The organism is Mucilaginibacter sp. P1_A3, assembly GCF_056406855.1.
On record NZ_JBFTZJ010000014.1, the window covers coordinates 145,705 to 159,045 of the forward strand.

The window sequence follows — 13,341 nt, forward strand, 5'->3', positions numbered from 1 at the left end:
ACGCTATCGTTTATACTTTAGTTAATCCAAATACACTGTAAAGCAATATGGCTATTATACCCAGCACCATTACAAATATGTAGAAACCCACATTACCGGTCTGCAATAAACGCAGCCCTTTACTGGTTTCAATAGTTCCTTTGCCTAAGCCGTTTACCAATCCATCTATCCCCATCTTATCCACAACGTTGTAGAAAAATGTTGACAGAAAATCCAATGGTTTACGAATCACAAAATCATAAAGCTCATCAACATAAAATTTATGGTATGATAAGCTGCTCAATGCCGGGCGCTCTTCGGTATCAGCTACCGGAACGCGGCCATTTTGCACATATTTGATGTACGCATATATCAACGCGAACAATGCAACACCTACCGAAACACCCATCAGGATCCATTCGGTACTTGATGATAATTCACTTGAAGGTAATACGGCTGCTGAAGCTTTAAATACCGGAGCAAGGTAATGACCTAACTCATGATGACCGCCCAACACCTCAGGCACGCCAATTAAACCTCCCACAATAGAAAGTATTGCCAATATGATCAATGGAATGGTCATGGTTGCAGGCGACTCATGCAAATGATGCTCCTGTTCATGTGTACCACGGAATTTACCCCAGAAAGTAAGGTACATCATCCTGAACATGTAGAACGAAGTAAGCATCGCTGTAAAAACACCTACCACATAAAATGTGGTACTGTGCGCATAGGCATGAGCCAGAATTTCGTCTTTTGAAAAGAAACCAGAGAACGGTGGTATACCCGAAATAGCAATAGTACCGATAAGCATGGTAGCAAACGTAACAGGCAACTTGCTTTTTAAGCCTCCCATTTTACGCATATCCTGCTCATCGCTCATCGCATGGATAACAGAACCCGCGCCAAGGAATAATAAGGCTTTAAAGAATGCATGCGTTAATACATGGAAGAAAGAGCCGGTGTAAGCACCCACGCCCAAGCCTAAAAACATATATCCCAGTTGCGATACGGTTGAATAAGCCAATACCTTTTTTATATCAGTTTGCGTAAGGGCGATAAGCGCGGCAAATAACGCGGTTGCTAAACCTACTATAGCTACAACTTCCATTGTAAATGGCGCCATGCTATACAAAATGTTTGAGCGGGCAATCATATAAATACCTGCTGTAACCATGGTTGCAGCGTGGATCAATGCAGATACAGGGGTTGGCCCTGCCATCGCATCCGGTAACCAGGTAAATAAGGGTAACTGTGCCGATTTACCTATAGCACCCACAAACAGCAACATGGTAATAGCTGTAAGTGGTGCAGCACCTACTTTCAAGGCCGCAACTTTAGGAAATAATGTAGCGAATTCAAGGGTGCCAAATGCGTAGATCATTAAGAACACGCCTAACAAAAAGCCCAAATCACCAATACGGTTCATGATGAAAGCTTTCTTGGCAGCATCGGCATAACTTGGGTTTGTATACCAGAAACCGATGAGTAGGTATGAGCATAAACCTACACCCTCCCATCCTATAAACATAATGATGTAGTTTGATCCCAATACCAATAAAAGCATGAAGAAAACAAACAGGTTTAAGTAAGCGAAAAACTTACCGAAGCCTTTATCGTGATGCATATAACCTATAGAATACAGGTGGATAAGGAAACCAACACCCGTAATAATGAGCAGCATAATAGAACTTAATTGATCTATCAAAAATGCGAAAGGCACATGAACAGGGCCCGCATTAATCCAGTCAAAATAAGCAACATTTACAGGGTTTCCGGTTGATTTGATCTGAAAGAAAACCGCAAGGCTTAAGCCAAAAGATACCAGCACCAGCAGGCTTCCAATAAAGCCTATTATTCCTTTTGATAATGAATTACGACCAAGTCCGTTAATAATAAAACCGGCCAACGGTAATATGGGAATAAGCCAGATGTATTGATTCATGTTTTGAGTTATACGTTTTACGTACTACGTTATACGTTTCTATTTATTTAATCGTCATTGCGAGGAACGAAGCAATCTCTTCACTTGCGATGACGGTCTGTTACTATATTTATTCTATTTCTTAAATCCGAAATCGAAATTCCGAAATCCGAAATCAGCCTACCATTTAAGCCTGTTCAACACGTTGATATCTATCGAATTGGTATTCCGGTAGATCATCACAATGATAGCCAAGCCCACAGCTACTTCGGCAGCAGCAAGCGCCATAATGAAGAATACGAAAACCTGGCCCGAAGCATCACCCCTGTAAACAGAGAATGCCGTTAGCAAAAGGTTCACCGCGTTCAGCATCAATTCAACCGACATAAATATTACGATAGCATTGCGGCGTATCAACACACCCATTACACCAATCGAAAAAATAATGCTGCTTAATAAAATGTAATGATTAAGCGGTACCGCATGTATTGTATTTGTTAAACTTTCCATTATGCAGTTTTTGTGTCTTTTGTAGCCAGTAAAACAGCGCCCACCATTGCCGATAGCAGCAATACAGACGATATTTCAAATGGCAGTAAAAATTCGTTAAACAATACTTTACCCAGGTTTTTTACCAGGCCCAGATCGGGGTTCTGCAATATTACAGGGTTAGATGCGCCGATAGATTTTAAAGAAGCCGCTAAAGCCACCATCAGTATACCACCACCAAACACACCCGCAAATTTCACCATAAATGGCTTAACAGGCTCACTATCCTTATTAAGGTTGATAAGCATCAATGTGTAAAGGAATAATACCAGGATAGCACCCATGTACACTATAAAATTAACTATCGCCAAAAACTGGGCGTTCATTAAAATATAATGAATAGTGAACGTAAAAAAGGTAAGTATAAGATAAAGGATACTATGTACCGGATTTTTGGCCGTAATAACCAATATCGAAAAGAATATGGACAAAAATGCGATGAAGTAAAATGTACTCATGTTTATATTTACAAAATACCCTTGCCCCATTAAAAGAGTTGGGCAAAGGTATAAAACTTCTTTATTGATTTAGGGGTGCCTCTACTAATTTGTCTTTACCGTAAATAAAATCCTTCCGTAAATAGTCGGCAGGTACAATATCTCCGTCAAGATATATAGCCTCCTTAGGGCAGGCTTCTTCACAAAGGCCGCAAAAAATGCAGCGAAGCATGTTTATTTCATAAACAGCGGCGTATTTTTCTTCACGGTATAGGTGCTCCTCGCCTTTCTGGCGTTCTGCAGCCGTCATGGTTATAGCTTCTGCCGGGCATGATAATGCGCATAACCCACAGGCTGTGCAGCGTTCCTTGCCATCCTCGTCGCGTTTAAGCGAGTGCATACCTCTAAAGTTTTCAGAAAACTCACGTTTCTCTTCAGGATAACTGATCGTTACCGGTTTCCTGAAAAAGTGCTTCATGGTAGTAATAAGTCCACCCGCGATAGCCGGCAGGTAAGCACGCTCTAAAAAATTGAGCGGCTTTACTTCCAATACTTTTCGTTTATTGCTTAATGATTCCATTTAATTAATATCCAAAGTGAGTAAGTGTTGCACTAACTATACCCGTTAGTACAATATTGGCAATGGCCAATGGTATCAATATCTTCCAGCCCAGGTCCATCAACTGATCGTAACGGAAACGTGGAATTGTCCAGCGTACCCACATAAAAAAGAAGATGAACAAGAAAGTTTTAGCAAACAAAACCACCACACCAATAATTGGCGCAATAGTTGGACCGGTATGCGCAAGCATCCAATCCATACCCGGATAGTTATAACCACCCCAATATAAGGTAGCCATTACTGCCGATGAAATAAACATGTTAATGTATTCGGCAAACAGGTAAAAGCCCAGTTTCATTGACGAATACTCGGTATGATAACCACCAACCAGCTCTGTTTCGCACTCAGGTAAATCGAATGGTGTACGGTTGGTTTCTGCAAAAGCACATACAATAAATATCAAAAACCCAAGTGGCTGGCGTAATATATTCCAGTTCCAGCCGTGCTGTTGCTCGGCAATTTCACGTAAGCTTAAGGTACCTGTCAGCATCAATAAAGCGATGATTGACAAGCCCATTGAAATTTCGTAACTGATGTTCTGTGATGCTGCACGGATAGCGCCTAATAAAGAGTATTTATTGTTTGATGCCCAGCCGCCAATCATTACGCCATAAACGCCTAATGATACCACACCGAAGATGTATAAAACACCTACGTTAATATCTGTAACCTGCAAATCAACTATATGCCCGCCGATGGTGATCTGTTGCCCCCATGGGATAACTGCCGAACCTATACAGGCTGTTAATATGGCCAGTGAGGGGCCAACTATAAACAGGAATGGTGTTGCGTTGGTTGGAATGATCTCTTCTTTCAGGAACATTTTAGCTCCATCAGCCAGTGGCTGCAAAAGTCCGAACGGACCGGCACGGTTAGGGCCTATCCTATCCTGGAAAAACGCGGCTATCTTGCGCTCGGCATAAGTTGAGTACATGGCCACAACCAAACTGATAAGGAAAATAATCAATATCAGGCCAAATTTAAGTGCTATATCTACTAATCCCATTATAAGCGTGTGTCTCTTTCAAATTGTTCTTTATTCGCTTCCATCAATACCGGGTTGGTTTTAACAACCGGCAGCGGTGTAAACTCGTAGTGATTTGAGCTGATAACCGATTTATGCGATATTTTGCGTGGGCCTTCAATTACCCAATCAGCTGTTTTCTTTTTATCAAAGCGGCAGGTATTGCAAATAAACTCTTCAACCTCACCATAAACATCCTTGCGGCCTGTTACCCTTATCACATCCTCGCCTTTATACCACAAAGTTACTTTACCACAGCATTTATCGCAATCGCGGTGTGCATCTACAGGTTTAGTGAACCATACACGGTTTTTAAAGCGGAAGGTTCTATCTGTTAATGCACCTACAGGGCATACATCTATCATATTTCCAGAAAAATCGTTATCAACAGCTTTGCTGATATAAGTGGAGATTTCTGAATGATCGCCCCTATTCAGTATGCCATGCAAACGGGTATTGGTGATCTGATCGGCAGTAAACACACAACGGTAGCACAGGATGCAACGCGTCATATGCAGCTGAATTTTATCGCCAATATCAATTTTCTCAAATGTACGGCGATCAAACTCGTAGCGTGTTTTAGCAGCGCCATGCTCAAAGCCTAAATCCTGCAGGTGGCACTCACCGGCCTGGTCGCAAACAGGGCAATCCAACGGGTGATTGATCAATAACATTTCAACCACACCTTTACGGGCCTCCACAACTTCGGGCGAGGTAATGTTTTGTACTTCCATGCCATCCATAACGCCGGTACGGCAAGATGCAACCAGTTTAGGCATAGGGCGTGGATCCTTTTCAGATCCTTTAGTCACCTTTACCAAACAGGTACGGCATTTACCACCACTGCCCTCCAGCTTGGAGTAATAGCACATAGCAGGCGGAACGATGTCGCCACCTATCTGCCTCGCGGCATTTAGGATGCTTGTTCCTGGTTCTACTTCAACGGGTATTCCGTCTATTGTTACTTTCATTGACATTTATATAACGTCCTTGTATAAACTCTAAATCCCGATTTCTAAATCTTAAAGTTTAGAAACCTCTACATTTTTCCGGTATGTCATTGCGAGCGCAGCGTGGCAATCTCGTCATACATAGTCGTCACCTGTCCTTATGAGATTGCTTCGTTCCTCGCAATGACATAGTGGTGTGTTATTTTATGCTGTCGCTGCAACCGTTAACGGATCCGCATAATGCGCTAACCCAAAATTACGGGTTGTAGCTTCTGCTCCGTTAGTTACATGCCATTCAAATTCATCCCTGAAATGGCGGATAGCACTGGCCACCGGCCATGCTGCCGCATCACCAAGCGGACAAATTGTATTTCCTTCAATTTTTTTAGATACATCAACCAGCAAGTCCATGTCGCTCATTTTGCCATGGCCATACTCCAAGCGGTGCAGTACCTTTTCCATCCAACCGGTACCTTCACGGCAAGGCGAACATTGTCCGCAGCTTTCGTGGTGATAAAACCGGGTAAAATTCCAGGTATTACGCACAATACACTGGTCTTCATCATATGCAATGAAACCGCCAGAACCCATCATGGTACCACTTACAAAACCACCATCGGCTAATGATTCATAGCTCATCAGGCGGGGCTCGTTATTAATAGTTTTCAAGAAAAGATTAGCAGGCAATATTGGCACTGATGATCCACCCGCAACAACCGCCTTTAAGCGTTTGCCATTGGCGATACCACCACAGTATTCGTCAGAGTATAAAAATTCCTCTACCGGTAAACCCAGGTCAATTTCATAAACTCCAGGGTTTTTAACATTACCACCAGCCGAGATCAGCTTGGTACCTGTACTACGGCCAATACCTAATTTAGCATATTCGTCGCCACCTTCGTTAACGATAGGCACCACTGCCGCTATTGATTCCACATTGTTTACCACGGTAGGGCAACCATACAAACCCGCGATAGCAGGAAATGGTGGTTTTATACGCGGATTACCACGTTTGCCTTCCAATGATTCTAATAAAGCAGTTTCCTCACCGCAGATGTAAGCACCGCCACCAGGTTGAACATATAATTCAAGATCGTAACCCGATCCTAATATATTTTTACCTAAAAAGCCTTTTGCTTTTGCTTCGGCAATGGCTCTTTCCAGTATACGGATCTGCGGCATCATTTCGCCGCGAACATATATGTATGATGTTTTAGCACCCAACGCAAAGCTGGATACGATCATTCCCTCAATTAATAAATGGGGAATATAAGTCATCAAATAACGATCTTTAAAAGTACCGGGTTCAGATTCATCGGCATTACAAACCAGGTATCGCTCTACGCCCTCGGGTTTAGCCAAAAAGCTCCACTTCATACCGGTAGGGAAACCCGCACCGCCACGACCGCGCAAGCCAGATTTCTTTACCTCTTCCACAATCGTTTCTGGCGACATGGTTTTTATAGCCTTTTCAACAGCCGCGTAGCCCCCTTTTGAGCGGTAAACATCAAATGTATTGATGCCTGGTACGTTTATATGTTCTAAAAGTAATTTGCGTCCCATATTAACTGTTAATTTTTTGCCTTAACTCTTAAGTCGCCGATCAATTTATCAACAGACGCTTCAGTTAAATTTTCGTAAAAAGTATATTCAGGGCCTATTTGTAAAACCGGACCGTAACCACAGGCAGCAAGGCACTCAACACCTCTCCAGCTAAATAAGCCGTCGGCAGTAACTTCACCTTCTTTAACGCCTAAGGTTTTTCCAATATGATCCATTATCTTATCGGCGCCAACTACACCGCAAGGGCCTGTACGGCACACTTCCAGTACATATTTACCACTCGGGCGCAAAAGGTACATGGTATAAAACGTAGCAACCTCATACACCTCAATAGGTAAAATATCTAAATATGCCGCTACTTTATCCATCGCCTGCGGACTAACCCAGCCAAACTCGGCCTGTACGTAATGCAGGATCGGCAACAGCCCTGATTTTTGTTTTCCTGCGGGATAGCGGGAAACCACATCAGCAAATTTATTCAGCAGTTCCGGGCTAAACTCAACCGAAACCTGAGCATCTTCAACTCTAAGCATCTAATTCTCCGGCTATAACGTTTAAACTACTCATATTAATAATCGCATCTGATAATAACATACCACGGCTCATTGGCGCATACATCTGGTAATTGATAAAACTTGGCCTGCGGAAATGCAAACGGTATGGGCTACGCCCGCCATCATTAACCAAATAAAAACCTAATTCGCCATTAGCTCCTTCTACCGAGTGATAAACTTCGGTATTAGGGGTAGGTATTTCGCCCATCACAATTTTAAAGTGATAAATAAGGGCTTCCATGTTATTATAAACTTCTTCTTTCGGCGGCAGGTAAAACTCAGGCACATCAGCATGAAATATATCCGATGGTTCTTTTTCCAGCTTTACAAGGGCCTGCTCAATAATGCGCATACTCTGCCACATTTCTTCGTTACGTACCAAAAAGCGGCTGTAAACATCACCATTGGTACCAACGGGTACTTCAAAATCAAAATCTTCGTATGATGAATATGGGTTCATGGCCCTTACATCATAATCAACACCGGTGGCGCGTAGTATCGGGCCTGTCCAGCTATAGCTTAATGCATCTTCGGCTGTAACCGCGGCAACGTCTTTTGTTCTGTCAACAAAAATACGGTTACGGTTAAACAGCGATTCAAATTCTTTAAGCGTTTTAGGAAAATCAACTAAAAACTTACGCAGTTTTGCAAAGGCAATGCTATTGAAATTACGTTCAAAACCACCTATACGGCCAATATTTGTAGTAAGGCGGCTTCCGCAAACCTCTTCGTAAATTTCATAAATGGCTTCGCGGTATTCCATCATGTACAGGAAACCGGTAAAAGCGCCTGTATCAACACCCAATACACCATTACATACAATATGGTCTGATATACGGGCCAGCTCCATCACAATTACACGCAGGTAATCAACCCTCTTAGGGGTGGTGATACCTAAAAGTTTTTCTACGGTCATGTGCCAACCCATATTATTGATTGGCGATGAACAATAGTTTAAACGATCTGTAAGTGGGGTGATCTGGTAAAATGGGCGGTGTTCGGCAATTTTTTCAAATGCCCGGTGTATGTAACCAATGGTTGATACGCCGCTTACAATCCTCTCGCCATCCAACTGCAACACGTTTTGAAACACACCGTGTGTTGCAGGGTGGGTTGGCCCTAAGTTTAAGGTTGAAAGCTCGTTTTGAGGATCGTTATCTGTATATACAGGATGATTTTGCATCAGTATAAATTATTTTCTTTATGGTGATGCCGTTGAGGTTTCCCATACGGCATAATATTATCTTCCGAAAAAGTAATCCTTTTTGTCAACACGATTCGGGTCTTCCAACGGAAATTCCTTACGCATCGGGAAAGCCGTCATGTCGTCAACATTTAAAATACGACGCAGATCCGGGTGGCCATCAAATATAACTCCGAAGAAATCATACGTTTCGCGTTCCATCCAGTTGGCGCCTTCCCATAGCACGGTAGCAGTTGGGATATGCACGTCGCCATCAACCAAAAATACTTTTATCCGGATACGGGTGTTTGTGGTAAGGCTATGCAAGTGGTAAATGATACCAATTTGCTTTTCCTGCTCAGGATAATGTATTGCTGTGATATCTGTTAAAAATATAAATCGAAGTGCGGCATCTGTCTTTAAAAAAGTCAACAGATCAATGATCTGCTCGCGGCCGGTCTCTACAGTAAGTAAACCATAAGGCTCGCCAACTAAAGTTACCTGCTCGCCAAATTTCTCACCAATTCTTTTTAAAAGCTCTTCGTTGGGTATAGTAGCCATTATTGGATTCCGTATTTAGCTAATAATTCCTGGTATTTAGGCTCATTTCTTCTGCGAAGCGATTCTGTCTGTACCAGCTTTTGAATGTTGATAAAGCCATCGATAATAGCTTCCGGACGAGGAGGGCAACCAGGCACATAAACATCAACCGGGATAACTTCATCTATACCCTGCAAAACAGAATAAGTATCAAATATACCACCACTTGAAGCACAAGCACCTACAGCCATAACCCAGCGTGGCTCGGCCATTTGCAAATAAACCTGGCGCAATACAGGAGCCATTTTTTTTGCGATGGTACCCATAACCATCAAAAGATCAGCCTGGCGTGGTGAAAAGCTTAACCGCTCGGCACCAAAACGCGAAAGATCATAATGAGAAGCCATAGTTGCCATAAACTCAATACCGCAACATGAGGTAGCAAATGGCAGGGGCCATAATGAATTTGAGCGGGCTATACCTATTACTTTATCAAGCGAGGTAGCAAAAAAACCGGCGCCTTCTACACCTGCAGGGGCATCAACTATTTGAATATCACTCATTGAACAATTTTAATAGAAAATTATTACCCTATACAAGCAAGGATAATGACGGCAAATTTACAATAATAACGATGTAAAAGATACACTATGCGTTTACAAGGGCTATATTTAGAATCGTTCTAAACTTAATCCCAGTCTAACGCGCCTTTTTTAACAACGTAGATAAAACCTAATAAAAGAGTGCCCATAAAAATGAACATTTCTATCATACCATCTTTACCCATCGCCTTGAAGTTTACTGCCCAGGGATACATAAAAATTACTTCCACATCAAACAATACAAATAGTATTGCGACCAGGAAATATTTGATAGACATAGGAGAACGGGCATTACCCACAACCTCAATACCTGATTCAAAAGGCGTAAGTTTATCCTTTGTAGCACGTTTGGGGCCAATTTTATGCGTAACAAACATGGTGGTTACCACAAACCCTAAAGCCACAAGCATTTGAAATATGATGGGCAAATAATTAACCGGTAAACTTTGTACTTCCATGCTGCAAATATACTAATGGAACAATAATAAAAAAGGCCTCTTTTTCAAGAGACCTTCTTTTATTATTAAAATATGAATTCTAAATTCCTGTTTTTCTCAATTATTTGCTTTTACCGCCTGCGGCTTTACGTGCAAAGTAATTTACTGCCTGTTTATTTGTAGGATCCAATTCTTTAGCCTTGGTGTAGTTTTCTACAGCTTTGGCTTCGTCTTTTTCCTTAAACTCATAATAACCTCCAAGGTAAGCATAAGCTTCGCCCATGAATGATTTATCAGCATCAGTTACTCCCTTTGCAGTTGTTAAAGCAATGTATTGCTCATAGTATGGCTTAGCATAGCCCTTAAACGCAGTTCTGTCTGCTGGCTCTTTCTGATCATTAGCACGCGCCTGGAATAAGGCTACAATACCTGATGGTGCTTTTGCTTTGTGCTGAATATAACTAAAAGCTGAGTCTGCTTTGGTCAATAAAGTGGTATCAGCAACCGGCTTTGGTTTGGCAGTGCTAAAATATTGATCATTATATGCTTTGTAATAGCTCATACCCATTGATAAGTAATCATTAAGTTGAACCTTGCGCGATTTTGCAATATAGTTGGCATAAGTTGCAGCAGCTTCGCCATATTTCTTTTTACCATATAGTGATTTAGCAATTTCACCATAAACATCAACCTGGGTAGTATCCAAAGAAATTGCTTTCCTTAAAGTGTTAATACCTGTTGAATCCTGTCCAGATGCAATTTGTAATCTGCCAAGGTACAAATAATCACGTGGCACAATCCTTTTTGGATCTGCTTTGGCTAACCAGGTGTTCATAGCTGTTAAGCCGGCAGGGTAATCTTTATTTTCTAACGCTGCATAAGCTAAGTAACGGTACGCTCTTAAGTTTGATTTTGCAGATTTTGACAAATCAGCAGCAACTGTTTGAAGCTCCTGAAATTGACCGGCGCTGATCAAAAAGTCGGCATAACGCATTTGGGATTCAACAGAAAGATCTGTTAAGCTCAGGTATTTTTTGTATTCCTCAACTGCTTGTTTAATTTTAACAGATGCCATTTTAGGATCGGCATTAGCCCAACGGTTATCAGTTTCAGCCCATTCGCGGTAAGCCGGCCCAAAATTAGGGTCAATGGCTAATGCATCCTGGAATTGTTTTTCTGAATCTTCAAAGTTATTTGCATATCTCCACAAAACACCGGTTGCTACTTTAGCAGCTGGATTTTTGGGATCAATTGTAGTTGCATCTGAATAAGCCTGGTAAGCTTCATTACTTTTTACCTGTGACGCATATGCATCACCTAAAGTAATCAATAACTCAACGTCTTTTGGATTAGCGGCTTTACCTTTTTGCAAAACAGCGATAGCTGCACTTGCATCATCAACAGATATTTTACCGTCTGCGGTTGTAGGTAACAAATAAGCTTTACCCACATAAACAAATGGCTTGCTATTTTTACCGGCAAGACTTACAGCCTGGTTAAAATTGGTAGTTGCACCTGCTTTGTCTTTATCCAAACGGGCAACAGCACCTAAACCAGCGTAATTTAAACCTGATTTAGGGTTTACAGCAATACCTTTATTGAATGCCGTTTTTGCAGAGTCGGTATAATCCTGTTTAAGGTATACCCAACCCAGGTAAAAGAAGTTTTCGTCCTTATCGGCCTGTGTAACCGTAAGGTTTTTAAGCATTGATTTGGCTTTTTGATATTGTTCGGCGTCAATAGCTTTTTTGGCGTCGGCTAGACTTTGCGCAAAAACTGATGATGAACCTATAAATACCAGTCCTAATGTTGCCTTAGCTATTTTACTGATCATTTTCATCTTATTTAGTTATAATTTACTTTTTAAATTTATCTCTCTTGGCGGCATAACATCAGGCAATAAACCCGATTTTAATATAATCCGCTGCCCCACATCACTGGCTAAAAATGTTGCAAACCCGGTAGCTAAACCATCTTTGCTCGACGTATTAACCAGGTATAACCCCCTGCTTAAAGGATACTGTTTTAAGACGAGTGATTCTTGAGAAGGTTTAAAGTAGTACTCTCCGTACTGCTTATTAGCCTCATCCTTAACCCCTACAATTTTAACTTTAGCCACATAAGGTATCATATCCTCATCCGGATCATTAAGCCAACTAAAACCTGTGACACCAAGTGCGTCCGGGTGTTCACTAACGTATTTAATAACCTCTTTATTTGATTTTAAGGCATAAATATTTTTCTGATTGAATTCTTTAGTACCAGAAAAGTACTTCAAATACCTTACCAAACTTGAGTTAGGGTTATCAAAAACAATTGTTTTGTTTGCATCGCCTTTTCCACGGAGCATATTTTTTAATGCAGCAACAGTAATAGTAGTATCGTTTGATGCCTGATTTACTATCAATGTAATGGCATCAGTTGCAAAACGCAGTACTGCAACGTTTAAAGAGCGTTTAATGATAATATTACGTTCAGCAGTATCCAAATCCCTTGAAAGCACTGCCATCCTGACACTATCATTTAATAGCATATTCACCGCCTGATTTTCTGTTTTGTACAAAAAAGTGGGCTGTGCCTCCGGATTTCTGCTTTTGTAAACATATTCCTCCTGCCCTACTATTGGTGCAAAAGATTCGTCGGCAACAAAGGTACTTTTACCCGAGTTGAATGTATCGTCGGCAATCGGTTTTGCAGCTTTTTGTTTACAGGCCTGTAAACCAATTGATACAATCAGCGCAAAAAAAAAGTATTTAAAATCAAACCTAATCTTCATCCTGATCTTTTTTGAACAACCTTGAGAAACGCAAAATCGCGTATCCAATAATAAAAGCTCCGAAAAGTATCCGCTGATATGGCTGTAACTGTAATGGAAGTTTATCCCAAAACATGATCATCAGGCCCAAAATTACAAAGCAAATAAATGCGGCAGTTCCTAAAATAAGCAAAAACCGCCTTTTGGGCGATTTTTGCTCTT

Annotated in this window: 14 protein-coding genes; all 14 read right to left on the reverse strand. The window is 41.4% G+C overall.

The annotated features are described in order from the left end of the window. Positions 1–10: 10 nt before the first annotated feature. A complete protein-coding gene (gene nuoL / locus AC1D0K_RS26565) occupies positions 11–1,924 on the reverse strand; it encodes an NADH-quinone oxidoreductase subunit L (RefSeq protein ID WP_477391677.1) in 1,914 nt (637 codons plus the stop codon). A 159-nt stretch (positions 1,925–2,083) separates the two neighbouring features. After that, positions 2,084–2,413, reverse strand: a complete 330-nt coding sequence (nuoK, locus tag AC1D0K_RS26570) for an NADH-quinone oxidoreductase subunit NuoK (RefSeq protein WP_295717574.1) — start codon at positions 2,411–2,413, stop codon at positions 2,084–2,086. Then, complete coding sequence (locus tag AC1D0K_RS26575) at positions 2,413–2,910, reverse strand: NADH-quinone oxidoreductase subunit J family protein (RefSeq protein WP_295717576.1); 498 nt, start codon at positions 2,908–2,910, stop codon at positions 2,413–2,415. Before AC1D0K_RS26575 ends, nuoK begins: the two co-directional genes overlap by 1 nt. 61 nt (positions 2,911–2,971) lie before the next feature. Further along, positions 2,972–3,469 carry a NuoI/complex I 23 kDa subunit family protein gene (locus tag AC1D0K_RS26580; RefSeq protein ID WP_295717578.1) on the reverse strand — a complete coding sequence of 166 codons (498 nt, stop codon included), beginning with the start codon at positions 3,467–3,469 and terminating at the stop codon, positions 2,972–2,974. A gap of 4 nt (positions 3,470–3,473) precedes the next feature. Further along, positions 3,474–4,517 (reverse strand): NADH-quinone oxidoreductase subunit NuoH, encoded by a 1,044-nt coding sequence (gene nuoH, locus AC1D0K_RS26585; RefSeq protein WP_477391676.1) that lies wholly within the window; start codon positions 4,515–4,517, stop codon positions 3,474–3,476. Beyond that, the gene (locus tag AC1D0K_RS26590; protein WP_477391675.1) at positions 4,517–5,506 is read right to left on the reverse strand and encodes an NADH-quinone oxidoreductase subunit G; all 990 of its coding nucleotides are present in this window, start codon (positions 5,504–5,506) and stop codon (positions 4,517–4,519) included. Before AC1D0K_RS26590 ends, nuoH begins: the two co-directional genes overlap by 1 nt. A gap of 183 nt (positions 5,507–5,689) precedes the next feature. Continuing rightward, positions 5,690–7,048, reverse strand: coding sequence for an NADH-quinone oxidoreductase subunit NuoF (gene nuoF, locus AC1D0K_RS26595; RefSeq protein WP_477391674.1), 1,359 nt, complete (start codon positions 7,046–7,048; stop codon positions 5,690–5,692). An 8-nt stretch (positions 7,049–7,056) separates the two neighbouring features. Continuing rightward, positions 7,057–7,581 (reverse strand): NADH-quinone oxidoreductase subunit NuoE family protein, encoded by a 525-nt coding sequence (locus AC1D0K_RS26600; RefSeq protein ID WP_477391673.1) that lies wholly within the window; start codon positions 7,579–7,581, stop codon positions 7,057–7,059. Then, positions 7,574–8,785: an NADH-quinone oxidoreductase subunit D gene (locus tag AC1D0K_RS26605; RefSeq protein WP_295712787.1), complete on the reverse strand. Its 1,212-nt coding sequence runs from the start codon at positions 8,783–8,785 to the stop codon at positions 7,574–7,576. The genes AC1D0K_RS26600 and AC1D0K_RS26605 overlap by 8 nt, the downstream gene beginning before the upstream one ends. Positions 8,786–8,842: 57 nt before the next feature. Next, positions 8,843–9,346, reverse strand: coding sequence for an NADH-quinone oxidoreductase subunit C (locus tag AC1D0K_RS26610; RefSeq protein ID WP_295712789.1), 504 nt, complete (start codon positions 9,344–9,346; stop codon positions 8,843–8,845). Next, the gene (locus tag AC1D0K_RS26615) at positions 9,346–9,888 is read right to left on the reverse strand and encodes an NADH-quinone oxidoreductase subunit B (protein WP_295712790.1); all 543 of its coding nucleotides are present in this window, start codon (positions 9,886–9,888) and stop codon (positions 9,346–9,348) included. The genes AC1D0K_RS26610 and AC1D0K_RS26615 overlap by 1 nt, the downstream gene beginning before the upstream one ends. A 125-nt stretch (positions 9,889–10,013) precedes the next feature. After that, positions 10,014–10,385 (reverse strand): NADH-quinone oxidoreductase subunit A, encoded by a 372-nt coding sequence (locus tag AC1D0K_RS26620; protein ID WP_295712793.1) that lies wholly within the window; start codon positions 10,383–10,385, stop codon positions 10,014–10,016. A 100-nt stretch (positions 10,386–10,485) separates the two neighbouring features. After that, a complete protein-coding gene (locus AC1D0K_RS26625) occupies positions 10,486–12,204 on the reverse strand; it encodes a tetratricopeptide repeat protein (protein ID WP_477391672.1) in 1,719 nt (572 codons plus the stop codon). 9 nt (positions 12,205–12,213) lie between these two features. Continuing rightward, complete coding sequence (locus AC1D0K_RS26630; RefSeq protein WP_295712800.1) at positions 12,214–13,140, reverse strand: PstS family phosphate ABC transporter substrate-binding protein; 927 nt, start codon at positions 13,138–13,140, stop codon at positions 12,214–12,216. Positions 13,141–13,341 lie beyond the last annotated feature (201 nt).

What these genes read in the sequence shown, in the direction of transcription:
- nuoL (WP_477391677.1), bottom strand. Translation starts at nt 1,924, where the DNA reads ATGAATCAATACATCTGGCTTATTCCCATATTACCGTTGGCCGGTTTT.
- nuoK (WP_295717574.1), bottom strand. Translation starts at nt 2,413, where the DNA reads ATGGAAAGTTTAACAAATACAATACATGCGGTACCGCTTAATCATTAC.
- AC1D0K_RS26575 (WP_295717576.1), bottom strand. Translation starts at nt 2,910, where the DNA reads ATGAGTACATTTTACTTCATCGCATTTTTGTCCATATTCTTTTCGATA.
- AC1D0K_RS26580 (WP_295717578.1), bottom strand. Translation starts at nt 3,469, where the DNA reads ATGGAATCATTAAGCAATAAACGAAAAGTATTGGAAGTAAAGCCGCTC.
- nuoH (WP_477391676.1), bottom strand. Translation starts at nt 4,517, where the DNA reads ATGGGATTAGTAGATATAGCACTTAAATTTGGCCTGATATTGATTATT.
- AC1D0K_RS26590 (WP_477391675.1), bottom strand. Translation starts at nt 5,506, where the DNA reads ATGAAAGTAACAATAGACGGAATACCCGTTGAAGTAGAACCAGGAACA.
- nuoF (WP_477391674.1), bottom strand. Translation starts at nt 7,048, where the DNA reads ATGGGACGCAAATTACTTTTAGAACATATAAACGTACCAGGCATCAAT.
- AC1D0K_RS26600 (WP_477391673.1), bottom strand. Translation starts at nt 7,581, where the DNA reads ATGCTTAGAGTTGAAGATGCTCAGGTTTCGGTTGAGTTTAGCCCGGAA.
- AC1D0K_RS26605 (WP_295712787.1), bottom strand. Translation starts at nt 8,785, where the DNA reads ATGCAAAATCATCCTGTATATACAGATAACGATCCTCAAAACGAGCTT.
- AC1D0K_RS26610 (WP_295712789.1), bottom strand. Translation starts at nt 9,346, where the DNA reads ATGGCTACTATACCCAACGAAGAGCTTTTAAAAAGAATTGGTGAGAAA.
- AC1D0K_RS26615 (WP_295712790.1), bottom strand. Translation starts at nt 9,888, where the DNA reads ATGAGTGATATTCAAATAGTTGATGCCCCTGCAGGTGTAGAAGGCGCC.
- AC1D0K_RS26620 (WP_295712793.1), bottom strand. Translation starts at nt 10,385, where the DNA reads ATGGAAGTACAAAGTTTACCGGTTAATTATTTGCCCATCATATTTCAA.
- AC1D0K_RS26625 (WP_477391672.1), bottom strand. Translation starts at nt 12,204, where the DNA reads ATGAAAATGATCAGTAAAATAGCTAAGGCAACATTAGGACTGGTATTT.
- AC1D0K_RS26630 (WP_295712800.1), bottom strand. Translation starts at nt 13,140, where the DNA reads ATGAAGATTAGGTTTGATTTTAAATACTTTTTTTTTGCGCTGATTGTA.